Raw genomic sequence first — 23,889 nt, forward strand, 5'->3', positions numbered from 1 at the left:
ACCCGCGCACGCTGAAGCGATGATCAAAGTCGCCATGATCCGGCTGATGGCCGCGCGCCTCGCCGGCGAGGACATCGAACCGCAAGGCCCCATCGGAACCGAAGCAGCCCGACGCCTCGACGACGAACTCAACCAGAAGTAGCCCTCCAGTTACCCAACACTCTCTTAGGCGCGCCCGCGGCGGGCACGGCGGAGCGCGACGGGCTCATCTGACCGCCGCCGGCCTCTGCAGCCCGCCGCTGACGCGCAGAAACGCCGTGCCCTGGCCGATCCCGACCAGCACGTTGATCACCACGAGCGCGGTCCAGAGCCCGATGATGCCCGTGGCGGAAGCGACCGGCAGGGCGATCACGGCGAGCACGCCGTAGAGGACGGAGAACACGACGAAGCTCGGCACGGTGCGCTTGAGACCGGTGAGGCCGAAGCCGAGGACGGCCTGGAGACCGTCGCCGAGGATGGCCAGGGCCACGACCGGCATCAGACCGATCATCACTTCGCGGACGTCGGGATCCACGGTGAACAGCGGGAGGAATACGGGACGCAGGACGACCAGCAGTGCGCACAGCGACCCGACCACGGTGGCGGCGACCAGCAGTCCGGCCCGCACGCTGCGGCGAACCCCCGGGATGTCGGCGGTCGCGGCCCGGCTGCTGACGAGCGGGATGCCCGCCTGACCGACCGCGACGGCAGCAGTGAAGGTCAGACCGACCAGCGCCGTGGCGATGCTGTGCGCGGCAGCGGCGGTCGTGCTGATCCGAGCGGCGGCGAACGCGAGCACGCCAAGGACGCCGAACTTGACCAGCACGGTGCCGGCCATGGGAATGCCGACCTTGGCCAACTCGAGCACCCGGCCAGGGTGCAGCCTGGCCACGGCGAGGCCGGACAACGGGGTGTCGAGCTTGGACCGCAGGCCGAGCATGGTCATCACACAGGTGGCCAGGTTCGCCACCAGCATGGCCAGGCCCGAGCCCACCAGCCCGAGAGCCGGCAGCGGCCCGATTCCGTTGACCAGCAGCAGCGACAGCACGGCCGTGCACGCAGCCGCGACCAGGCCGGCCCGCATCACGATCTTGCTGTGTCCCAGGCCGACGAGGCTCGATGAGGCCATCGCGGCGATCGAGCCCAGCAGCACAGACCCGGCCATCAGCAGCGGGAAGTAGCCCAACTCGGCGATCGTCTCGTCCGGTACCCCACTGGAACGCGCCAGCAGGCCCGCCCCGGACACTGCGGCCGCGCCGAGCAAACCGATTGTGATGGCGAGCCAGGTGCCGTCACGAACCACCTTGATCACGCTGTCGCGGTCTTGGGCCGCCGCCGACACGAACGGCATGACGCCGCGCACCGCTCCGGTGACCGCGGCGGTCGCCGGGAAGTAGACAGCGCCAGTCAGCGCGAACGCCGCGAGAGCCACCGTGCCGAACCGGCCCAGCGCGGCCGTGTTCACCAGCGCGCTGACGGAGGCCGCGATCATCGAAAGGTACAGTGGCGCGGCCACCGCGACGATCTTTCTCGTGTCGCCGCGCTGGTCTGCCGGTTCATGCTCGGTCACGGAGTCCTCCGGTCTTCGGCTATTGTCGCTGATCAATTGACTACAGTCCCGCCGGCGACCCAAGCTGGAGACATGCTCGCATATCGTTTCGCCGCGCTTTTTCCCGGCCAGGGTTCGCAGAGGCCCGCGATGGCCGCCCAACTCGCCGCGGCTGACGCTCGATCGCGCACGCCGTACCTCGACATCGCCGACGATCTACTGGACATGCCGCTGCGCCGACTGTGCTTGCAGGGTTCGGCCGACGAGTTGCGCGACACGGCGGTGGCCCAGCCGGCCATCCTGCTCACCAGCCTGATCGCCCTCGAACTGCTGCGCGAGCGTGGCCTGGAGCCGTCCGTCACGGCCGGACACAGCCTCGGCGAGTTCACCGCGCTGGTCGCCGCAGGAGTGCTGGAGTGGACCGACGCGCTGCGGCTGGTGCACCGCCGCGGGCAGATGATGTCCAAGGTCGGGCGGACGGCGCCCGGCGGGATGGCTGCGGTGCTCGGCATCGACGCCGCCCGCGTCGAGGAGATCTGCGCCCGGGTAGGACGGGCAGGTGACGGCACCGTCGAGGTGGCCAACTACAACTCCGAGCGCCAGACGGTCGTCTCCGGCACCACGACCGGGGTCGCGGCGGCGAGCGCCGCCGCCCGTGAACTCGGTGCCGACGTGGTCGCGCTCAAGGTCTCGGCGCCGTTCCACTGCAGCCTCATGCGTGACATCGAGCAGGAGTTCGCATCGGCCCTGGCCGAGGTCGCCTTCGCCACGCCGAGGATTCCGGTCGTCTCCACGGTCACCGCACAGCCGTTGATGGACGGGCAGGCGGCCGCTGGGGCACTGCAACGTCAGCTCTGCGCGCCCGTGCGCTGGCACGAGGTCGTACGCACGCTCGCCGAGCAGGAGGTCAGCGGGTTCGTCGAGGTCGGCGCAGGTCGGGTGCTGACCAACCTTGGCCGCGCGATCGCCCCAGGCATCCCTACGGTGCCGGCGGGCACCACCGCGCAGCTCGACGCGGCGGCGGCCCGCCTCCGCGCCCCGGAATAGCCGACCGGTCACAGCTCGGCGCAGCGGTTCTTGAGCGCGGCCAGGTGGTGCAGACCGCGCAGTACCTCATCGGCACCGACGCCGAAGTCGATGAGGCACGCGAGCTCGTCCACACCCAGGTCGGCGGCTCGCTCGACCAGCGGCACGCAGCTGTCGACCGAGCCGATCAGGCAGCGCTCGCCGACGAACTGCTGGAAGGCGTGCTCCAGCAGTTCGTCGAGTTCGGCCGGGGACAACTCGTCGACAGCGGGCGACCCCGGCCGGTTGACCGCGAACAGGTCCATCGAGGTGCGCATGTACGCCGTCATGGGCGACCGCGACACGGCGACCGCCTCTTCGACCGACGCCGCCAGGAAGGTGTGCACCATGAGCGCCACCCGCTCGTTGCCGGCGTCGTGGCCGTGCTGCTCCATGGCGTCGCCGTACTCGGCGAGGTTGGCCTCCAGGCGGTCGAACGACTGGCCCAGCAGGTGGGTCAGCACGCCTATGCCGAGCTCGCCCGCGAGCGAGAAGGTCGACGGTGATCCGGCAGCGGTCATCCACAACGGCGGCAGCGGCTGCACCGGCCGCGGGTAGCTGCGGACCTCGACGACCTGCCCGGCCGGGTCGGTACGCGGGACCGACCCGCCGGCCCACAACCGGGTGAACTCGGCGATGGCGGCGCGCATGTTCTCCCGGCGGCCCGCGAACCGCTGCGGCGCGAGCACGAAGTCGCGCGGGTTCCAACCGGACGCGAAGGCCAGCCCGGTCCGGCCCCCGGAAAGCTGGTCCACCATGGACCATTCCTCGGCCACCCGAAGTGGGTCGTGCAGCGGCAGGACCACGCTGCCGGCGCGAATGTGAACGGACCGGGTGGCGGCAGCGACCGCGGCGCCGGTGACCGCCGGGTTGGCGAACGGCGCACCGAACTCGTGGAAGTGCCGCTCCGGCGTCCAGACCGCCTCGAATCCGTGCGTGTCGGCGAACCTCGCCGCCTCCAGCAGCAGTCGGAGCTGCTCGGCGGCGTCGTCACCGCTGGCGAAGAAGAAGAGGCTGAACTTCATGAGGGAGTTCCTTGCGGCAGTGGGGTACGGGGGTCGAACACGATCGCGTAGAGCGCCTCGCGGTAGGCGGCGAGCACGGCGGGTCCGCCGGTCTGCCGGGCGACGACCTGGAACGACTCCGCCGAGTCGTACACCGCGAAATGCAGGCGCAGTTCGGGTTCGAGTAGATCCGGACCGACCGGTACCAGGCTGGCCGCGCCGAGGCGGGCAGGGCCGCGCCCGGCGCGGGCGTAGTTGAACACCACCGGCGGTCCGAGGTGGCCGCCCGGCGCCACGGCGCCGGCCGCGTCGGCCAACGGCAGCGCCCGCAGTTCGAACAACTCCTCGACGCGAGTGCGAACGTCGGCCAACAGCTCGCCAGCGGGCAACTGCGACCGCACCGCGATCCGCAGCGGAACGATGGTGGCGAAGCCACCGACGGTGGCGTCGAGTTCGGGACCCGTCCGGCCGTCCATGGGCACGGCGAGTACGGCCTCGCCGCCGTCCAGGCGGGCCTGCGCGGCGGCGAACGCGGCCAGGTGGACGGTGAACGGCGTGGTCCGCAGCTCGCCGCAGACATGGCGGATCGCCGACTGCAGCGCCGCGCTGGGCGCCCATCCGGACCGCGTGACCGTCATTGTCGTGGCTGCCGGGAGCCGTCCGTCCGGCGGCGACGTCCAGCCGTCCCGGACCAGCACCTCCCGGGCCCGGGCGATCGGGGCGTGCGGCCCGTTGCGCCAGGTCAGATGACGCAGGAACCCGTCGTCCTCGGGGCCGAGCGCTGCCGGGGCGTCGTACGCCATGACCAGCTCGTCCAGGAAGACGGCCAGGCCACGCCCGTCCAGCACGGCCTTGTGCAGGGTGAGCCCGAGCAGGCTGCGCTCCTGCGACGCCCGCGCCAGCACCAGTCGGACCGGGTGGCTGCCGCTCAGGTCCAGCGGGTCGGCCTGGAGCAGGTCGTGGAGGGCACGGGGGTCGTCGAGGCCGTCCACCTGGCGCAGCTCGACCGGATCGGTGGCGAGCACGAGCCGCTGACCCACCCGTCGCAGTCGCAGCGCTGCCTGCCGGCGCACCACGGCGTCCAACGCCCGTTGCAGGCGCACCGGGTCCACCGGGCCGTCGGCCTGGTAGACGAAGGTCTTCTGGTGCGTCGGGTGCGGCGTCGTCAGCAGCCACGCCAGCCCGGGCGGGGGCGCCTGCGGCAGCACGGGAGCGGGCAGCTCGACGCCGGTCGGCGGGGTCCGCTCGCCACCGCTGCGCGCCTCGACCAGATTCGCGACGGCGGCCGGGGTGCTGGCGCGGAAGAACTCCGGCACGCTCAGTGCGATGCCGAACTCCGTGCGCACGCGGTGGACCAGCGTGGTCGCCAGCAGCGAATGGCCGCCGGCCTCGAAGAAGTCGTCGTGGTCGCCGAGCCCCGGCCGGTCCAGGGCCTCGCGGAACAGCGCGAGGACGCGCTGCCCGAGACCGGTGTCAGCGGGATCGGCGGGCACGCTGACCTGTGCCGCCGGTCGGGGCAGCCGGGCCGCGTCCACCTTGCCGTTGGCATTGACCGGGAGCGCGGGCACGGCCGTGAACGACGCCGGGACCATGTATGACGGCAGTTCCTCGCGTAGCCGTTCGCGCAGGCGGGCGATGGCCGGTTCGGGCGGCCCGTCGAGGACCAGGTACGCGTGCAGCGTACGGTCGCCCTCGTCGCCGTGCGCAACGATCGCGACGTCCGCCACCTCCGGCGACCGCCGGAGCACCACCTCCAGCTCACCCAACTCCACCCGGAAACCGCGGATCTTGACCTGCTGGTCGGCTCGGCCCAGGAACAGCAGGTCTCCGGAGGGAAGTAGTCGGGACCGGTCGCCGCTGCGATAGCTGCGCGCCCCACCCGGCCCCTCGTGGTCGAACCGGCGCCCGGCGGGGCCGGCGTCGCCGGTGTAGCCGGTAGCCACACACGGCCCGGCGATGACCAGGTCGCCCACGCTGCCGCGTGGCACGTCCACGCCGTCTTCGTCGACGATGCGCAGCACCACGTTGTCGATCGGGCGGCCGATCGGCGCGTACCGCGGCCAGTCCGCGGGCGTCTCGCCGAATCGGTACGACGTGACCACGTGGGTCTCGGCCGGACCGTAGTTGTTGATCAGCGCGCAGTCGGGCAGTCGCGTGAAGAACGCGACGAGGGACTCGCCGACGCGCAACTGTTCACCGGTCGAGGCGATCTCGCGTAGCGATGCCAGCAGGGCGTGGTCGGCCGCGGGGCGGGCCGCCAGCGCGTGCAGCAGCGACACCGGCAGGATCGCCTTGCTCACCTGCTGTTCGGCGATGAAGCGCAGCAGCAGGTCATGGTCGTGCTTGACCTCGTCGGTCGCGATGTGCAGGGAGCCTCCGGCGCAGAGCGCGGCGAAGGTCTCGTGGAAGGCCGCGTCGAAACCGAAGGAGGCCAGTTGGAGAAACCGCACGGGCCGGGTCAGGCCGCTGGTCTCCCAGTGGATCAGGTTGGCCAGCGCCGCATGCGGGAAGTGGATCCCCTTCGGCCGTCCGGTGGTGCCGCTTGTGTAGGTCAGGTAGGCGCCGACGTCGCCCGACACGTCGTCACCGGGTAGGCGTCCGGTCCAGCGCCCGGCCACGGCCGGATCGGACAGGTCGTACCGGTTCAGGTCCGCCGTGATGTCGAGGGTGTCCTCGGAGTCGACGCACACCACGTGCGCACCGCAGTCGGCCAGAATCGCCGCGGTCCGCCGAGGCGGGTGGTTGAGGTCGACCGGTGCCGGGGTCGCACCTGCGCGCAGTACGCCGAGCAGCGCGCAGACCGCCGACACCTCGCGGCGCATCGCGATCGCGACCACGTCGCCCCGTTCGACCCCGCGCCGGTGCAGCTCCTGAGCGATGCCGCCGGAGACTTCGGCCAGGTCGCGATAGGTCAACGACCCCGCCCCATCGGTCACTGCCAGGGTGTCGGGGTGTCGCGCCGCGGCGTCGAGGAACCACGCGTGGACGGGCCCCGCGGGCACCTCGGTGCGAGGCCCGGTGAGGGCCGCGGCCGACCAGGCACGCGCGGACGGCGGCTCGACGGGCAGGTCGCGCAACCGGGTGTCGGGCTTGGCCAGTGCCTCCCGGATGATGGTGCGCAGCATCTGCACCCAGCGGGCGACGGTCTGCTCCGCGAAGGCGTCGGAGTGCAGCAGGCGGGCGCCGACCCCGCCCTCCGTCAGCCACCAGTCCAGCTGAAGCTCCATCGGGCTGCCGCCGGTGTCGAACGGCACCGCTTCCACGGTGAGCCCGGCGGGACCGTCGGGCCGCGACGACGCGGTGTCGAGCATGTTGAACAGCACCTGGCACAACGGCGCGGCGGACATCTCGCGGGCGCCCCGCACCGACCTGGCCAGCACCTCGAACGGGATGTCCTGGTTGTCCAGACCGTCGCGCTGGGCGCGGGCCGTACGACGTACCAGCGAGCGGAAGTCGTCGTCCGGCTCTACTCGCAGCCGCAGCGGCAGGGTGTTGACGAAGTTGCCGATGAGGTGCTCGGTCCGTGGCCGGTGCCGGCCCGAGACTGGCACCCCCACCACGACCTCGCGCACCGCGCCGACCCGGCTGAGGAACAGCCCGAACGCGGCCAACATGACCGCGAAGGGGGTGGTGCCCTCCTGGCCGGCCAGCCGGCGCAGTCCGTCGTCGGCGCCGGCGAGCGCGAACCCGCGCCGGCCGCCCCGGAACGACGGTTCGGCGCTGCGAGGGCGGTCCGCGGGCAACTCCAGCGCCTCGGGCGCGCCTCGCAGCTCCCGGGTCCAGTAGTCGAGTTGGCGGGCGGCCTCGGCCGAGTCGAGCCAGCGGTTCTCGGCTCGCACGTATTCGAGAAAGACCCCGTCGATCGGCGCCAGGCCGGCCGGCGCGCCACCGGTGCGCTGCTGGTAGTACGCGTACAGGTCGTGCAGGAAGATGCCGGTGGAGCGGGCGTCGGCGAACATGTGGTGCACCGCCACGGCCAGTACGTGCCGATGCGTGTCCATCCGCAGGACGCGGGCGGTCAGGGGCGACCCGTCCAGCGCGATGGGCGCGTCGAGCAGCGCCGTGATCTCGGCCTGCAACTCCTGCTCGGTGCCGCAGTCGACCACCGGCACCGGCACCGGGCCGGCGGGTACCACCTGCTGCACGGGCCCGTCCGGAGTCTCCGTCACGGACAGGCGCAGGCTCTCGTGCCGACGAACCACGTCGCCGATGGCGGCGCGCAGGGCCTCGATGTCGAGTGGACCGCGCAGGTCGGCCAGGATCGGCACGTGGTAGGCCTCGGCAGCGCCGGGCAGCTGGGACAGGAAGTGGAACCGTCGCTGCAGGGCGGTCAGCGGAACCGGCCCCGGGGCGGCGGGCGTTTCCGCCTCGGGCGCGACGGGCACGGAGGCGGCGGTATGGACGAGCGCTGCCAGCGTACGGGGGGTGGGAGCGGCCATGAACGAGCCGACGCGGACGTCCACGCCCGCGAGCGATCGGGTGCGCGCGACCACCCGCAGCGCGGCCAGGGAGTCACCGCCGATGGCGAACAGGGAGTCGTCGGCACCGATGCCGGTCCGGCCGAGCACATCGGCGAAGACCGCCAGGGCGATGTCGAGTGGGTCCGCGGCTGCCGCCGTTTGGACCGTGTCACCGGTGTCGGGCGTCGGCGCCGCGGTTGCGGCTGCGGGGACTTCGCCGTCGGCCCCGGGCGCCGAGAGCCAGTGCCGCTCGCGGCGGAACGGATGTCCGGGCACGGTGACGACCGCGCCGGCCTCGGCTGGGCCGGGTTCGTCGAGGACACCGGCCACCCAGGCGGCGGCCATGGCGACTCGCAGGCCATCGAGACCCGGCTCGGCCGCGCTCACGGATGCGGCGTACGGAAAGAGCGCTTCCGGCAGTGGGTCGGCGCCGGGGACGGGCACGAGATCGACCACCGCGTCCACTCTAGGAGGCAGGGTGCGACGCCCCGGCGCCGGCGGGGCACCGGCCAGCAGTGCGACGAGGTCGGGGGTCTGACCCTCGGCGTGGAACTGGTTGCCGTCGGCGTCGTACCAGGCGACGGTGCAGGGGTGGACGGTCAGGCCCGCCGCGGCGGCGGCAGGTGTGGCACCGCGGGCCAGACGGCTGACGGCCTCGATGCCGTCCGGGTACGTGAGCACCCCGGCTAGCACCGCCGCAGCCGCCGTGGTGTCCCGGTCGGACACGACGGCGCTGATCGCGAGGTCGTGTTGCTGCCAGACGTGTGCGAACGCCAACGCGACTGCGGCGGGTGTGCCGAGCGCGGCCAGATCACGCACCTGTGCCGCCACGGACAGCCGCTCGAGCAGACCGTCCAACGCCGAACCGTCCGCGCGAACGCAGCGCACCCGTGCCGCCGCTCCGCGCGTCCCCGTCGCCGCGACGAGGGACTCCAGCTCGCCGCCCGGGTACCGGACGAGCACGCGGCGCAGGCTGTGCCGCAGGTGGCCGCGACGCAGGGTGTGGGCGGTGTCGCGAGCCGCCTCGGCGTCGGCCCCGGCAAGCGCGGCACGCAGTTGCGCCTCGACCGCGTCCAGATCCTCGGTCCGGCGCGCGGTGAAGGGGATCACGATCGGCGCGGCGGTGGCCGGTGGCGCCGGGGCCTGGGCCGGTGGTGACTCCACCAGCAGGTGGACGTTGGTGCCTCCGACCCCGAACGAGCTCACCGCCGCAATGCGGCGCGCGGCGGGCCACGGGGTGCCGGCCGCGCAGACGCGGAACGGGGTGCTGGCGAAGTCGATGTGCGGGTTGGTCCGCTGCGCGTACAGCGACGCCGGGATGAACCCGTGACGGACGGCCAGGAGCGCCTTGGCCAGGCCGGCTGCCCCCGAGGCGGAGTCGAGGTGGCCGATGTTCGACTTCACCGAGCCGACCAGGCAGGTGCCGGTGCCGGCGGTGCTGCCGCGGAACGCCTCGGTCAGGCCGGCGATCTCGATCGGGTCGCCCAGGGCCGTGCCGGTGCCGTGCGCTTCCACGTAACCGATCTCGCCCGCGTCGATCCCGGCGAGCCGGTGCACCCGGCGGATCAGTGCCGCCTGTCCGGCCGCGCTGGGCGCGGTGTAACCGGTCTTGGCGCCACCGTCGTTGTTGATCCCACTGCCGCGGATCACGGCGAGCACCCGGTCGCCCTCCAGCAGAGCGTCCTCGAGCCGTCTGAGTACGAACAGCACGATGCCGCTGCCGAAGACGGTGCCGTTCGCGTCGGCGGAGAAGGGCCGGCACACCCCGTCGGGCGAAGCGATGCCGCCCTCGACGTAGGTGTAGCCGGAGTCGGTGGGCTTGATGCTCACCCCGCCCGCTATCACGGCGTCGGCCTCGTAGTCGACCAGCGCCCGGCATGCCTGATGGATCGCCGCCAGGCCGGACGAGCACGCGCAATCGACAGCGATGCTCGGCCCGGTCAAGCCCAGTCGGTAGGACACCTGCGTCGCGGCGAACCCTCGGTCGTTGCCCATGAGAACCCTGTGCCAACCCAGACGCCGTACGGATGACCCCTCCGGCCACACGTGGTGCAGCAGGTAGTCGGAGTGGTTCATGCCGACGAAGACGCCGATGTCGCCCCTGAAACGTGCCGGGTCGATCGCGGCATCCTCGAGCGCGCGTACCGAGGTCTCCAGCAGGAAGCGCTGCTGCGGGTCGGTGGCGGCGCACTCGGCCGGTGTCATCCCGAAGTACTCGCCGTCGAACAGCGCGGGATCGGCGAACCGCTTGCGACGCGCCACATGGCCGGGACCACCGCCCGTGACCTGTTCGGTGGGGATGTCCTCGACCGGGTCGGCACCGTCGCAGAGAAGACGCCAGAACTCTTCGACCGAGTCGGCACCGGGTACGCGGCAGGCCATGCCGACTACAGCGACCGCCGACAGGTCCTCCTCGTCGGTCGCGAGGTCAGCGTGGTCTGCGGTCACAGTTCGACCGTCTCGGCGTCGTCCTGGGCGTGGTCGGAGCGCATCTGGCTGTACAGCGACGACAGCCGCACCCGGGCGGCCACCCGTTCGGTCATCTCGGCCAGGGTCTCGGACTCGAGTAGATCCACGAGGGTGCACCGGACATGGAGCCGGTCCAGGATGCGGGCGAGCATACGGGCGGCGAGGATCGAGTGGCCGCCGAGTTCGAAGAACCGGTCATCGGGCGAGACCCGGTCGACGCCGAGCACCTCACACCAGATCTCCGCCAGTTCGGTGGCGACGTCGACGCCGGCCATGTCCACCTGCGCCGCGCCGGTCGTCCCAGGCACGGGCTCCGCGGGCGCCGGGGCGCTCTGGTCGAGGAGCCAGTGCCTGCGCGGCTCGAACGCCACCGGTAGATGGGCACGCGGCCCGTCCGGCAGCGGCCGCAGTGCGGCCCAGTCCACGTCGGCGCCGGCTTCCCAGCAGGACGCGAGCATCCGCAGCAGGGACTCCCAACTGGCAAGCGCGTGGGCCAGCGGCAGCGCCGCCGGATCGTCGGGGCGGTCGAGCAGCCCCATGAACCCGCACCGGGCCTCCTCGGCCAGGTCGTCAGGTGCCGGCGCGGCCCCTGCCAGGAGCACGATCCCGCTGTGGCGCAGCACGACATCGCAGCGCAGCGGGCCCGGGGTGGCCGCGGCAAGAGCTACCGCGATGGATTCGGCGATGTCGTCGCAGCGGGTGAGGTCGCCGCCCTCGGCGACCACGCGCATGCCGTCGATATGCAGGCGAGCACACTCCGCTGCGACCGCCGGGGACACCGATCCGGCCGCGGCGAGGGCGAGGAAGGCTCCCGCCCCAGCCCCGGTCAGGGTGTCCGCCTGCACACCGAGGCGGGCGAGCGCTTCGATCAGCCGCAGCGGAGCGGGAGCAGCCGACGGGGCGGCCCCGAGACGCTCCAGCACCGCGCCGGCCGGGTCCAGCGAGTCGGGCAGGGCGAACACGATGCCCTTGGCGGGCGGCGCGGGCCGCGCCGCACCGAAGGCCGTCGCGACCTCGCCCTTGGTGGCCAGCACGGCCGCTTGCCGGAACTGCTGAAACGTCTTGCGGCGGGCGAGGGTGGCCGCCAGCGCCGCAGGGGTGGCATCCGAAGTGGCGACGGCGGCCCGAAGCGCGGTGAAAGCGGCCTCGGTGTGCGCCGACACAGGCAGCACCCAGACGGCGTCCTCGTCGACGCGCGCTTGTTCACCGAAGTCCGGTGCCTGCTCGATGACGACATGGGCATTGGTGCCGCCGACGCCGAGCGAGGTGACCGCCGCCCGGCGCGGGCCGGGCACCGCGGGCCAGGGATGGGCGGTGCCACTCACGTACAGTCCGGTGTCTTCGAGCCGGATGGCCGGGTTGAGGTCGCGGTGGCCGGGAGTCGGGGGGACCATCCCGTCGCGCACCGCGAGGACGGCCCGGATGAGCCCGGCGACGCCGGCCGCCTCGTCGAGATGCCCGATGGCCGACTTCACGCCTGCGACGGCGCACGAGCCCGTTGCGCCGAGGCTGGCCCGTGCCTCGACCAGCGCAGCCATCTCGACCGGATCGCCCAGCGGGGTGCCGGTGCCGTGGGCCTCCACGTAGGAGACCGACGCGGCGTCGACCGCCGCGTCGGTCAGCGCGGCGAGGATGACGTCACGCTGCCCCCGAACGCTGGGCGCGGCGAAGCTGAGCCGGTCGCCGCCGTCGTTGTTGAGCGCTGAACCGCGGACCACGGCGTAGACCCTGTTGCCGTCACGCCGGGCGTCGGCGAGACGCTTGAGGACGACCACGCCGGCCCCGCTGCCGGGCACCGTGCCGTCGGCGGCCGCGTCGAAGGGCCGGCACCGCCCGGAGGAGGACATGACACCACCGTTGCGGCGGAGGTAGCCATGGCTGTCCGGCAAGGTGATGGAGACGGCGCCGGCGAGGGCCAGGTCGCAGTCGCCGGCTTGCAGGGCGCGCCGGGCCACGTGCACCGCAGCTAGCGAGGTGGAGCACATGGAGCTGACGTAGACGCTGGGACCGTGTAGGTCGAGGTGGTAGGAGACGAGCAGGGGCAGTGCGGCGGGCAGGTCCCAGGGCAGTCGAGGCTCGGCGGCGCCGACGGGGCGTCGGGCGGCGTAGCGGTTCTCGCCCGCCCCGGCGAAGACCCCGACGGATCGGGTGTCGGCGCCGGACCACCCGGCATCGTCCAACGCCCGTACTGCTTCTTGCAGGAACACCCGGTGTTGCGGATCCATGGACGCCGCGTCGGCGGGGGCGATGCCGAAGTACGCGGCGTCGAATTGATCGATCCCGTCCAGCAGGCCGGCGGTCGGCACGTAATCGGGATGCCTACGCAGCGACTCGGCGACACCGCGCTCGGCCTGGCCTGCGTCGTGGAGTGTGGTGGTCACGATCTCGCCCGCGAAGGCGAGCCGGGCGAACTCCTCGACGTCGGCGGCGGCGGGGAACCGGCAGGCCATGCCGATGATCGCCACGTCGGTCCGGTGCAGGCTCTCGGTTCCAGCCATGTCGGTCGGTACCTCTCCAGGGTGATTCCGTATCTGCCGGCTCGACCGCCGCCTGCGTATGGTGAACAGGATCGGCGGCCAGGCCGGTTTGCCGGGTCGAGCGCCGACCCGCAGGTCGGAGTGCGGGGCGCAGGAATCCCGCTGCCGGCGCGGTATGGCGGCGGGGGCACCGACGGGAATGAAGTTGGCGCTGGTCGGCCGGCGTCGTCACCGTGCACCGGTGAGCGTGCATACCTGATCGATCCCGAGTCGGGACACGGCGCACCGGCGACACCTCCCCCGTGGCGCGTCGAGCAACTCTCACAGCGCCGGGCTGCGAATTCCCCGGAATCTAGCTCAGGGACGCCGAGCCCGGAACATGCTGTGACTTTTGCCATATCGACGTCAATGTCAATCGATGCGGCCCGCCTCGTCGGAGATTCTCCAGCCGTTGACACCCGTCATAGCGGATACGACGTGGCAGTACGCTGGTTTGCGATAAGTGCGAATTCCAAAGCCGCGCCGGCGTTTCCGGCGAGTCGCTCCGGCCGTGCCGCTTCGAGCCTGTCCCGGGACGCGCCGGCCCGGCCGACGTGGCTTCGGATGCCGCGAACCCGTCACCGAGCAGCAGCCGACCCGCGGGTTTGTCGATCGCCCCTCGCCGCCAGATGAGGCCCCGAAATCCGAACAAGTCCCTGCGCGTTTGGACCCGTTTCCCGACGTCCGAGCAGCCACGGAGCAGCATTGGGATCGCCGTTCACGCGGGCTGCCACCGGGTTCGCACCCCCCTCCCACATCCTTCCTCGCCTATCCGGAGGCGGGCGCAGCAACACCACAGACACGGCATCCGCCTGACCGATGACCTCGTTGCGGAAGGCGGATTGAGGATGGTCAGTCGCGGGCGGCGTCGTGCAGCAGCCGCACCGCCTCGGGCGCCAAGTCGATCAGCGTGTTCAGGTCCGCGTTGGCGAACCGGCCGGGTTCCCCGGGCAGCACGCACAGCGAGCCGACAGGCTGGCCGTCGAAGTGCAGCGGCACTCCGGCGTAGCTGTGCACTCCGGTGATCATGACCGAAGGGCTTCGGCGAGCCAGCCACCGACTCCGTGGGTCGCGGCCAAGATCCCGGCGTCGTTGAGGATCAGTGACACCCCCGCGCACGGAGCTCGCAATGCAGAGGCGACGCGATCGACGAACCGTTGCAATGCGATCGGGGCGCCCTCGGCGTTCGGCAGCAGGGCCGCGACCGCCTCTAGCCGCTCAGGGCGAACCAGCGCATCCTGCGTGGTGTTGTTGTGGGGTGCAAGCAGCATGAAGGCACCTTCCATCTCGGCAAACACCGAAGTCACGGCGGGGACGGTCGCCCGTGGGGTGCCAAGCAACAACAACACGGTTGCCGACTGTGCGCAGGTCTCGCCATCGGCTCACACCGCGCGATCCGCTCCGGGAATCCTGAGCCGGCGCCTGCGGGACAGGAAAGTGACGCTGATGCCGATGCGGGCAAATTGCGTGGTCGACCTATGGCCTCGGCTCCCAGCCGGCCTACCACGAGGCCGACTCGAGCCACGGGAAATCGAGTCATCGGCGAGCGTCATAGGCCCGCTGGGCCACCGGTCGCGGCCAGGCGACGCGACGTCTCCTCTACCAGGCGCGTCGTGGCAACCCGAGAGCGGCCCTCCGGCGCGGGCACACGTTGTGGGACAACCCGCCAGCCGTCGCCGAGCGGCGTTGACCCTGGCTCATTACCCAGCGGTCACGGCCGGGCTGATGTGACCGCCGCCTCACCTCATATACCCTAGGGGGGTATGGGTATATTGTGTGGTGAGCGGGTGAGAGCCGCCCGCCGCGAACCGACAGGGGAGACCGTCATGCCGACCCATACCTACACCGTGATCGGGATGACCTGCTCGCACTGCGTCAACTCGGTCAGCACTGAAATCCGGCAGATTCCCGGCGTGACCGACGTCCAGGTCGATGTGGCCTCCGGCGCGGTCACCGTCACCAGCGACCGGCCTCTCGACGACGCGGCGGTCGCCGCCGCCGTCGACGAGGCGGGCTACGAACTTGCGAGGTAGGTTATGAACAACGCTGTCAAACTCGGCGGCTTCGGGATCGGGCTGGCGGCCGTGTACACGGCTGCCCTCGGCCTCGGTCACGCTTCCGGCCCCACCCGGACCCCGCCTGCCCCGGCTGCCGCCCATGGCGGTCATGCCGCCAGCTCGAGCGTCGCACCGGCCGCCGCGCTGCCGGCTGGCCTGCAGATCTCCCAGGACGGCTACCGGCTCACCCCGATCAGCAGCGAATTGTCCACCGGCGCGCCGCAACCGTTCCGGTTCCGGATCATCGGACCCGACGGCGCCCCCGTCACCAAGTACACGACCAACCACGACAAGGACCTGCACCTGATCGTGGTGCGCCGCGACCTGGCCGGTTTCCAGCACGTCCACCCGCAACTGGAAAACGACGGCACCTGGTCGATCCCGCTCGCCGTTCCCGCCGCCGGGCAGTATCGGGTGTTCGCCGACTTCCAGCCCGCCGGACACGCCGACGGTCTCACCCTCGGCGCCGACGTGCCGGCATCCGGCGACTACCGACCCCGGCCGCTACCGGCCGCCGAACGCTCCACGACCGTCGACGGGTACACCGTCACCCTCACCGGTGACCTCATCCCCGGCGGCTCCTCGAAACTGACGCTGTCAGTGAGCAAGGACGGCAAACCGGTCACCAACCTGCAGCCCTACCTCGGCGCCTACGGCCATCTCGTCGCACTGCGCGACGGCGATCTGGCGTACCTGCACGTGCACCCCGACGGCGAACCCGGTGACGGCCGTACCTCTCCCGGCCCGGACGTGGTCTTCCACACCGAAGTTCCCGCCGCCGGCGGCTACCGGCTCTACCTGGACTTCCAGCACGGCGGGAAGGTGCGTACCGCCGAGTTCACCGCCGTCGCCGGCACCCCGGTTCCCGCAGCCGAAACGCCGGCCACCTCGTCTGCGCCGAGCCCGTCCGGGCACGGCGCAGACGGCCACACCCACCAGTAAGGAGAAGCGCTCATGGCGATCACGCGGCCGCTGGAAACGGCCCCGAACCAGATCGAGTTGTCGATCGGCGGCATGACCTGTGCCTCCTGCGCGTCGCGGATCGAGAAGAAGCTCAACCGGATGGACGGCGTCACCGCCACCGTCAACTACGCCACGGAGAAGGCGTCCGTGGCGTACGACGACGGCGTCACCGCCGAAGAGTTGATCTCCACGGTGGAGAAGACGGGCTACAGCGCCGCTCTGCCTCCACCCCCGCAGCGCGCCGACGACTCGGCGGAGCAGGCCCAGCCCGTCGACGAGCTGCGCCCACTACGAACCCGGCTGTTCACCGCGATCGCGCTCAGCGTCCCGGTGATTCTCCTGGCCATGGTCCCGGCCTGGCAGTTCACCTACTGGCAGTGGGCGTCGCTGACCCTGGCCGCGCCGGTCGTCGTCTACGGCGGGCTGCCGTTCCACCGGGCAGCCTGGACCAACCTGCGGCACGGCGCTGCAACCATGGACACACTTGTGTCGCTGGGCACCCTCGCGGCGTTCGGCTGGTCGCTGTGGGCACTGTTCCTCGGCACGGCCGGCACCCCGGGCATGACGCACCCGTTCAGTTTTGACATCGGCCGCACCGACGGCGCCGGCAACATCTACCTCGAGGCCGCGGCCGGCGTGACCACGTTCATCCTGGCCGGCCGCTACTTCGAGGCCCGGTCCAAGCGCCGCGCCGGCGCCGCCCTACGTGCTCTGCTGGAGATGGGTGCCAAGGACGTCACCGTGCTGCGCGACGGCACCGAGGTGCGGATCCCGGTCGGGCAGCTCGCGGTGGAGGACCGGTTCGTGGTGCGGCCGGGGGAAAAGGTCGCCACCGACGGCGTGATCGAGGACGGCACCTCCGCCGTCGACGCGAGCATGCTGACCGGTGAGTCCGTACCCGTCGAGGTCGGCCCAGGCGACACTGTGGTCGGCGCGACCGTCAACGCCGGCGGCCGGCTGATCGTCCGCGCAACCCGGGTCGGGTCGGACACCCAGCTGGCGCAGATGGCCAAGCTGGTCGAGCAGGCCCAGACCGGCAAGGCCGCCGCCCAGCGATTGGCCGACCGGATCTCTGGCGTGTTCGTCCCGATCGTCATCGCCCTCGCCGCCGGCACCCTCGGCTGGTGGGTCGGCACCGGCAGCGGCTGGACGGCGGCGTTCACCGCCGCCGTCGCCGTACTGATCATTGCCTGCCCGTGCGCGCTCGGCTTGGCCACCCCGACCGCGCTGCTGGTCGGCACCGGTCGCGGCGCCCAGCTTGGCATCCTCATCAAAGGCCCGGAAGTCCTCGAGTCCACCCGCCGCGTGGACACGATTGTGCTGGACAAGACCGGCACTGTCACCACCGGCCGGATGACCCTGGTCGACACGATCCCGACGCCGGGGCAGGACCGAGAAGAGCTGCTGCGGCTGACCGCCGCGGTCGAGGCCGCCTCGGAACACCCGATCGCCCAGGCGATCGCCCGCGCTGGCGCCGACCGGGCGCCGCTCCCGCCGGTCACCGCCTTCAGGAACTTGGAAGGGCTCGGTGTCATCGGCACCGTGGACGATCGGGAGCTGCTGGTCGGTCGCCCGCAGCTGCTGCGCGAACGCGGCTACACGCTCACCGCCGAGATCGAGCAGGCGGTGACGGCCGCGCAGCGGACGGGGCAGACCGCCGTGGTCGCCGGCTGGGCTGGCCAAGCACGCGGCGTCCTGGCGGTAGCCGACGCGGTGAAACCGACCAGCCGCGAAGCGATTTCCGCATTGCGTGGTCTCGGCCTCACCCCGGTGCTGCTCACCGGCGACAACGCCACCGTCGCCCGGGCCGTCGCGGCCGAGGTCGGGATCGATGAGGTGATCGCGGACGTGCTGCCCGCCGACAAGGTCGACGTGGTCAAGCGGCTGCAGGATCAGGGCAAGGTGGTGGCGATGGCCGGCGACGGCGTCAACGACGCTGCGGCTCTTGCCCAGGCCGACCTGGGTCTGGCGATGGGCACCGGCACCGACGTCGCCATCGAGGCCTCTGACCTGACCCTGGTGCGCGGCGACCTGACGGCCGCGGCGGACGCGATCCGGCTGTCGCGGCGCACCCTGCGGATCATCAAGAGCAACCTGTTCTGGGCGTTCGCCTACAACGTGGCTGCGCTGCCGCTGGCCGCGACGGGCCTGCTCAACCCGATGATCGCCGGAGCGGCGATGGCGTTCTCATCGGTGTTCGTAGTCGGCAACAGCTTGCGACTGCGCCGCTTCACCAGCATCACCGCACAGCAGTAAGGGCATTCGTCAAGCGCCGCCTGTCCCGCATCTCGCGAGGGCGGGCGGCGCTATTTGACAAGGCGGGCGATCGCCGTGGTCGCTTCTTTGATCTTGGCCTCGGCGTTGCCCTCCTTGGCCGCCTGCACCACGCAATGGCGCAGATGATCCTCCAGCAGACCGACCGCGACCGCCTGCAAGGCCTTGGTCGCCGCGGAGATCTGGGTCAGCACGTCGATGCAGTAGGTCTCGTCCTCCACCATCCGCTGCAACCCGCGGACCTGCCCCTCGACCCGCTTCAGCCGCGCCAACAGCGCCTGCTTCCCGGCCGAATACCCGTGCGGCCCGGCCGACATCATCTCTTCCATGCCCCAAAAGTACCCCATACGGGTATCGGCGCGATTCAGCTGCCCGGCAGGCGGCCAGGCAACTGGCAGTTGGCGACTGGCACCTACACCGGCACCGTCACGGTGGCAGCTGTGGCCTGTTGATCGGCGAAACACTCGAGGATGCCAGCGGGGTACACCGGGCGCAGACGTTCGCACGCGCCGGCCGCACCGGCGTCGATGCCGACCCCGCCACCGCTGACCCGGAGGCGCTGCCTGCGGTCATCACCGTCATCAGCTATAAGGCCCGGCCGCGGCCATGGGCCGACTCGCTCCCGACTACAGATCTTGAATGGCTAGGTTGAGTTGGGTTCGAGGGTCAGGCCGGTGTGGGCGAGGAATCTGTCGAGCAGGTCGGCCCGGTACTGGATGCGCTTGAGTCGGTTCTTGATGATCGCCTGGAGATGATCGACGCCGCGAACGGCGAGGTTGCCGATGCTGCGTTTGAGGTGTGACCACACCTGTCCGGTGGGTTGAGGTCGGGGGCGCAGGCCGGCAGTCGGATCACGTGTAGCAGTCCCGGCCGTTGATCATTTGCCGCATCGCGGCGCTGATGTGGGTGTTGAGGTTGTCCCAGACCAGCACGATCGGACCGCCGAGCTGCTGGTGCGCGGCGTCGAGCAGAGCGATGTAGTCGGTCTCGGTGAAGCTGCGTCGTTCGTTCCTGCGGCCGCGATGGGTGATCGTGCGGTAGATAAACCGGCTGCGTCGGCCCGGCTTCACGCAGACCAGCCCCGCGATCGAGACCCGGCCGGACCCCTTACCCGAAACCGGGATCACCGGCGTTTCGCCGCGTCGGCCCCAGGTGCGGGCCTTCGGTGGGCGCAGCGTCTGACCGGCCTCGTCCTCGAAGCAGATCCACGCGTCGCGCTGCGCCGCTACCGTTTTCCCGCCGGCCACACCTCCCGCCGTCACGTCGCGACCGCCTCCTCATCACGCTCGACGGGCCGGTGCGACGGGACCTGCACCGACCAGCCGATGCGGTGCAGCAGATTCGAGGTGCCGCGCAGCGTGTACCGGGTGCGGAACATCCGAGCGATCAGATCCGACACCCGCGCCAGGGTCCACCGCCGGTCCTCGCCGAACCCGTGCGCGGCCGGCCCTTCATCCAGGGCATCGGCCAGGCGCCGCAGCCGGCCGGCGTCCAGGCGGCAGCGGGAACCACCCGGCCCCTTCGACGCCAACCCCGCCTCACCCTCGGCACGCCACCGTTTCCGCCAGCCATACACCGCGGTCTGCGACACCCGCAGCCGCCGGGCCACCTCGGCAACCGGCACGTCCTGCGCGAACCACCCGGCCGCTTGCCGCCGCACCGCCTCACGCTTCGCCCGCCCCCGGTCGGACAGTCCACCTCCGTCGGGATACCTCACACCCCCGGCCTACCGCGCCGACCCGCGAAGGTCACGCCGACATGCCGGCCCACAGGGGACGAACCTGGCCTTTCAAGATCTGTAGCTGCTGAGAGCTACGCCGCAACCACATCCGGCCCGACGTGAGAAGCCTGTGAAGGCATTCTCACGCCGGGCCGGTGGCCGCGGGAAACGTCAGTGAACTAGCTGGTAGCCCACCGCGGAGACGGCCGCGGAGACTGCGTCGGCGTCGACTGGCGCGCTGCTGGTGATCGTGACCGCGCCGGTGGCGGCGTCAACGCTGACGTCACTGACGCCGGGTACCTCGGCGAGTTGCTTGCTGACCTGTGATGCGCAGCCGCCACACGTCATCCCGGATACCTGAAACACCTGCTGGGAGTTCCCTGGCCCGGTGGCCGCAGCCGTCGTCGTGGTCGACGCCTGAGTCGAGCAGGTGCAAGCGTCATCTGTACCGCACATCGCAGTATCCCTTCGCTGGTGGGGTGAACGTCGGTGACGGCGAGCGGCTTCAGGACCGCACGAGGCGGGCGATCGCGTCGGAGGCTTCCTTCAGCTTCACCTCGGCGTCCGGGCCGCCGCCACGCGCCGCGTCGACCACGCAGTGCGCCAGGTGGTCGTTGAGCAGTCCCAGCGCCACCGTCTCCAGGGCTTTGGTGGCCGCGGAGACCTGCGTGAGGATGTCGATGCAGTACACGTCGTCGTCGACCATGCGCTGCAGTCCGCGGATCTGGCCTTCTACCCGGCGCAGCCGCTTGAGGTAGTCGTCCCTGTCTTTGATGTAGCCGTGTGTCATGAGCTGCTCCCATCACCGGCGACTACCCTACCCCCCTACGGTATTTTCGGAAGTGGCTGCCGCGCCGGTGTGACGTGGATGCCAAAGCGGAACCCCCCTTGACGGCAGATACCCCCCGGGGGTAAGAATGGCGACCGACACAGATACCCCCCAGGGGTACAAGGAGGTTCGGTCATGTCCCGCAGTTCCGTACGCTGGTGGGCCCTCGGGCTCATCGCCCTCGCACAGTTCATCGTCATCATGGACACTTCGATCATCGGCGTCGCCCTACCCCGGATGCGCGAGGACCTGGGCTTCTCACCCGGCAACCTGTCTTGGGTGTTCAACGCCTACGTCGTCGCCTTCGGCGGGCTGCTGCTGCTCGGCGGTCGGCTCTCCGACCTTTTCGGGGCCCGCCGCATCTTCGCCACCGGATGGGTGATCCTGCTGGCCGGCTCGGCCGCCGCTGGCCTCGCCGGCACCGTCGAAGTCGAACTCGCCGCCCGCGCTGTACAGGGCGCCGGTGCAGCGCTGATCGCCCCGTCCGCGTTGACACTGTTGATGATGTTGTTCGGCGGCAAGCCCGCTGAACTCACCAAGGCTCTCGCCCTGTACGGCGCGGCCGCCCCGGCCGGCGGCACCGCCGGCGTGTTCCTCGGCGGCGTCATCACCGAATACGCGAGCTGGCCGTGGGTGTTCTACCTCAACATCCCCATCGCGCTGCTCGCCCTGATCGCTACCCCGACGCTCATGCCCGCCGGCGGCAACCGGCACGGCAGCCTCGATGTCGCCGGCGCGCTCACTGTCACCGCCGGGCTCGGCGCCGCCGTCTACGGCATCGTCCGTGCCCCGGAGGTCGGCTGGACCTCCGCCCAGACGTGGGCCACCCTTGCCGGCGCCGCGATTCTGCTCGCTGCATTCCTGACCATTCAGGCCAAGCGGCGCGAGCCGCTGATGCGGCTGTCCATCCTCGCCAACCGCAACCTGTCCGCCGCCAACGTCGCGCAGTTGCTGCTCGGCGCGGCGTGGATCCCGATGTGGTTCTACCTCAACCTCTACCTGCAGCAGGTCCTCGGCTACAGCGCCTTCCCCAGCGGCGCCGCGCTGCTGCCGATGACCGTCCTCATCATGATCGGCATGATCGTCGCCGCGCCCCGCGTCATCGCCCGATCCGGCCCTAAAACCACCCTGGTCACCGGCCTTGCGGTCCTCGCGGCCGGTCTGGGTTGGCTCGCGCTGATCCGCCCGACCGGCAGCTACCTGGTCGACGTGCTGCCCGCCTCGCTGGTCGCCGCCCTCGGCATGGCCCTGGCGTTCATCCCCTCGCTGGGCACCGCCCTGTCCAGCGCCCGACCGGAGGAAGGCGGCCTGGCGTCCGGGATCGTCAACACCAGCTACCAGGTCGGCTCCGCCCTCGGCTTGGCCGCCATGACCGCGCTCGCCGCCGCCCACGGCGCCGACGAACTCGGTAACCCGGCCGCCCTCACCGACGGGTACTCCGCCGCGCTGCTCGGCGCCGCCGGCATCGCCGGCGTGGCCGCGGTCCTCGCCGCGATCACACTCACCGGCCGCGACACCGCCACAACGGCCCCGCAGATGGACACCACACCAGCATCGCGATGAGCCGCGGCTGCTGTCCCGCCAGCCCGCGTTGAGCCGTCACCTCACGGCTCAGCGCGGGACCGGACAGCCGCCACCACCGGGCACCACCGAATTGTTACCGGCACACCAGCCGCCGACCGGACGAGCGAGATGATCGACATGTCATCCATAACCTTCCACTTCGACCCGACGTGCCCCTTCACCTGGCGCACCTCGCGCTGGATCAAGGAAGCGGCCAGCCGCACCGGCGAACCGATCACCTGGAGATTCCTCAGCCTCGCCATCCTCAACGAGGGCAGGGACATCCCCCACCACTCCCGCCCAATGCGCGAGTTCGGCCGCAGCCCCCACCGGGTCCTCGCCGCCGCCGACCAGAAGTACGGGCAGGACGCCGTCGACCGGCTGTACACCGCACTCGGCCAGCGACTGCACACGGACAACGCCAATCCCGACCCCGAGACCCTGGCCGCGGCGATCACCGCGGCGCATCTGCCGGCGGATCTGATCGGCGCAGCTCAGGACGCCTCGCTAGATGCGGTGGTGCGTGCCGGCCACGACGAGGCACAGGCCCAGGTCGGTGACGAGGCCGGAAGTCCGGTAACGGTCCTGGACGACGGGCCGGGCTTCTTCGGCCCGGTGGTGTCGCCGGCACCCGAAGGGACTGAGGCCGACAAGCTACTGCAGGCGCTGCGGCTGCTGTCGTCAGTACCGCAGTTCAGCGAACTCAAACGGGCCCGCAACCCGTTCTGAGCTGCCCCTGCCGGCCATTTGCGCGACCGCCCTCCGCTCCCGCCGCGAAGATCAGCAGCGGCACCGCGACCACGCCGGGCCGGTCTGGCAGGGCACCGGCCTGGTCTTCACCACCCGGTTCGGGACGCCGGTCGAGCCGACAAACTTCCACCAGGAGTTCAAGGCCCGCTGCCGAACCCCTGACCCCCTCAATGCGAACCTGCTGCTCGCCGCGACGGCCACGGGGCTGTCCGCCGCCCCGCTGGGCGGGTTCTTCGACGACGAACTCAATCACCTGCTGCAGTTCGACGGACTGGACTCCAGCGCCTTCCACCCCCTCACCTTCGGGTGCGGGCGGCAGCTTTCGCGACACGGGCGCCAGCTTCCCTGGCCCGCCCGGGAAGCTGGTGCAGCGCCGGGCCGCCGGCCGTCGGGAGATTCCGTAGCGACGCTCCCGGCGGCCGGCGCCGCCGTACCGAAGGCTGGCCTCCGCCCGTCGGGCCTCGGCGGAGTGTCCAGGTAGCGCCGGGCGTTGACCCGGGAGACATCCACCGCATCGGCGCACGCGGCGACGGACAAATCCCGGAAGTGCGCCCGCAGGGGGCGCTTTACCCAGCTCAGCGGTCTCCGCGCCGAGGCCCGGGGGTGCGCCGAGGCGCACCGCGGCCGCCGCTGCCGGCAGGTCACCGCGCCGGCGCCGTGCCCGTTGGTCTGGTGGCGGCCTTGGTGTCGT

At 71.3% G+C, this 23,889-nt stretch carries 19 protein-coding genes; 7 read left to right on the forward strand and 12 right to left on the reverse strand.

The genetic code is table 11. The features are described from left to right. Positions 1-205: 205 nt before the first annotated feature. Complete coding sequence (locus AB0G13_RS17645) at positions 206-1,549, reverse strand: MATE family efflux transporter (RefSeq protein ID WP_357875339.1); 1,344 nt, start codon at positions 1,547-1,549, stop codon at positions 206-208. A 72-nt stretch (positions 1,550-1,621) separates the two neighbouring features. Between AB0G13_RS17645 and fabD the strand changes: the two genes are divergently transcribed. Continuing rightward, positions 1,622-2,575, forward strand: coding sequence for an ACP S-malonyltransferase (fabD, locus tag AB0G13_RS17650; protein ID WP_357875341.1), 954 nt, complete (start codon positions 1,622-1,624; stop codon positions 2,573-2,575). Between the two features lie 8 nt (positions 2,576-2,583). Here fabD and AB0G13_RS17655 read toward each other — a convergent pair whose 3' ends face one another. From AB0G13_RS17655 to AB0G13_RS17675, 5 genes are all read right to left on the reverse strand, one after another. Then, positions 2,584-3,618, reverse strand: a complete 1,035-nt coding sequence (locus tag AB0G13_RS17655) for a MupA/Atu3671 family FMN-dependent luciferase-like monooxygenase (protein WP_357875343.1) — start codon at positions 3,616-3,618, stop codon at positions 2,584-2,586. Further along, complete coding sequence (locus AB0G13_RS17660) at positions 3,615-10,505, reverse strand: amino acid adenylation domain-containing protein (protein ID WP_357875346.1); 6,891 nt, start codon at positions 10,503-10,505, stop codon at positions 3,615-3,617. Before AB0G13_RS17660 ends, AB0G13_RS17655 begins: the two co-directional genes overlap by 4 nt. Then, a complete protein-coding gene (locus tag AB0G13_RS17665; protein WP_357875348.1) occupies positions 10,502-13,024 on the reverse strand; it encodes a beta-ketoacyl synthase N-terminal-like domain-containing protein in 2,523 nt (840 codons plus the stop codon). Before AB0G13_RS17665 ends, AB0G13_RS17660 begins: the two co-directional genes overlap by 4 nt. An 870-nt stretch (positions 13,025-13,894) precedes the next feature. Next, on the reverse strand, positions 13,895-14,071 hold the full coding sequence (locus AB0G13_RS17670) for a GAF domain-containing protein (protein ID WP_357875350.1): 177 nt from the start codon (positions 14,069-14,071) through the stop codon (positions 13,895-13,897). Further along, positions 14,068-14,349, reverse strand: a complete 282-nt coding sequence (locus tag AB0G13_RS17675) for a hypothetical protein (RefSeq protein ID WP_357875352.1) — start codon at positions 14,347-14,349, stop codon at positions 14,068-14,070. The genes AB0G13_RS17670 and AB0G13_RS17675 overlap by 4 nt, the downstream gene beginning before the upstream one ends. A 519-nt stretch (positions 14,350-14,868) precedes the next feature. Here AB0G13_RS17675 and AB0G13_RS17680 point away from each other — a divergent pair. The 3 genes from AB0G13_RS17680 to AB0G13_RS17690 are packed head-to-tail and all read left to right on the forward strand — an operon-like array spanning position 14,869 to position 18,318. Next, entirely contained in the window at positions 14,869-15,075 is a 207-nt protein-coding gene (locus AB0G13_RS17680) for a heavy-metal-associated domain-containing protein (protein WP_357875354.1), read from the forward strand. Between the two features lie 3 nt (positions 15,076-15,078). Then, complete coding sequence (locus AB0G13_RS17685) at positions 15,079-16,041, forward strand: hypothetical protein (protein WP_357875356.1); 963 nt, start codon at positions 15,079-15,081, stop codon at positions 16,039-16,041. A 12-nt stretch (positions 16,042-16,053) separates the two neighbouring features. Continuing rightward, the gene (locus AB0G13_RS17690) at positions 16,054-18,318 is read left to right on the forward strand and encodes a heavy metal translocating P-type ATPase (RefSeq protein WP_357875358.1); all 2,265 of its coding nucleotides are present in this window, start codon (positions 16,054-16,056) and stop codon (positions 18,316-18,318) included. A 50-nt stretch (positions 18,319-18,368) separates the two neighbouring features. Here AB0G13_RS17690 and AB0G13_RS17695 read toward each other — a convergent pair whose 3' ends face one another. After that, positions 18,369-18,656, reverse strand: coding sequence for a metal-sensitive transcriptional regulator (locus tag AB0G13_RS17695; protein WP_357875420.1), 288 nt, complete (start codon positions 18,654-18,656; stop codon positions 18,369-18,371). Between the two features lie 356 nt (positions 18,657-19,012). Here AB0G13_RS17695 and AB0G13_RS17700 point away from each other — a divergent pair, with 356 nt between their 5' ends. Further along, a complete protein-coding gene (locus AB0G13_RS17700; protein ID WP_357875360.1) occupies positions 19,013-19,138 on the forward strand; it encodes a hypothetical protein in 126 nt (41 codons plus the stop codon). 49 nt (positions 19,139-19,187) lie between these two features. Here AB0G13_RS17700 and AB0G13_RS17705 read toward each other — a convergent pair whose 3' ends face one another. The 4 genes from AB0G13_RS17705 to AB0G13_RS17720 all read right to left on the reverse strand — a co-directional run bounded on the left by AB0G13_RS17705 (position 19,188) and on the right by AB0G13_RS17720 (position 20,846). After that, the gene (locus tag AB0G13_RS17705; RefSeq protein WP_357875362.1) at positions 19,188-19,598 is read right to left on the reverse strand and encodes a transposase; all 411 of its coding nucleotides are present in this window, start codon (positions 19,596-19,598) and stop codon (positions 19,188-19,190) included. Beyond that, a complete protein-coding gene (locus tag AB0G13_RS17710) occupies positions 19,595-19,996 on the reverse strand; it encodes a winged helix-turn-helix domain-containing protein (RefSeq protein ID WP_357875364.1) in 402 nt (133 codons plus the stop codon). The genes AB0G13_RS17705 and AB0G13_RS17710 overlap by 4 nt, the downstream gene beginning before the upstream one ends. 231 nt (positions 19,997-20,227) lie before the next feature. Beyond that, positions 20,228-20,512: a heavy-metal-associated domain-containing protein gene (locus AB0G13_RS17715; RefSeq protein WP_357875366.1), complete on the reverse strand. Its 285-nt coding sequence runs from the start codon at positions 20,510-20,512 to the stop codon at positions 20,228-20,230. Between the two features lie 49 nt (positions 20,513-20,561). Further along, on the reverse strand, positions 20,562-20,846 hold the full coding sequence (locus AB0G13_RS17720; protein ID WP_357875368.1) for a metal-sensitive transcriptional regulator: 285 nt from the start codon (positions 20,844-20,846) through the stop codon (positions 20,562-20,564). Positions 20,847-21,020: 174 nt separating this feature from the next. Between AB0G13_RS17720 and AB0G13_RS17725 the strand changes: the two genes are divergently transcribed. Next, positions 21,021-22,448 (forward strand): MFS transporter, encoded by a 1,428-nt coding sequence (locus AB0G13_RS17725; RefSeq protein ID WP_357875370.1) that lies wholly within the window; start codon positions 21,021-21,023, stop codon positions 22,446-22,448. A gap of 129 nt (positions 22,449-22,577) precedes the next feature. Continuing rightward, entirely contained in the window at positions 22,578-23,177 is a 600-nt protein-coding gene (locus AB0G13_RS17730) for a disulfide bond formation protein DsbA (RefSeq protein ID WP_357875372.1), read from the forward strand. Here AB0G13_RS17730 and AB0G13_RS17735 read toward each other — a convergent pair. Continuing rightward, positions 23,152-23,529, reverse strand: a complete 378-nt coding sequence (locus tag AB0G13_RS17735) for a hypothetical protein (RefSeq protein WP_357875374.1) — start codon at positions 23,527-23,529, stop codon at positions 23,152-23,154. The two genes, AB0G13_RS17730 and AB0G13_RS17735, sit on opposite strands and share 26 nt — an antisense overlap. Positions 23,530-23,889 lie beyond the last annotated feature (360 nt).

The organism is Micromonospora sp. NPDC023633, assembly GCF_040640035.1.
Taxonomy (GTDB): domain Bacteria; phylum Actinomycetota; class Actinomycetes; order Mycobacteriales; family Micromonosporaceae; genus Micromonospora.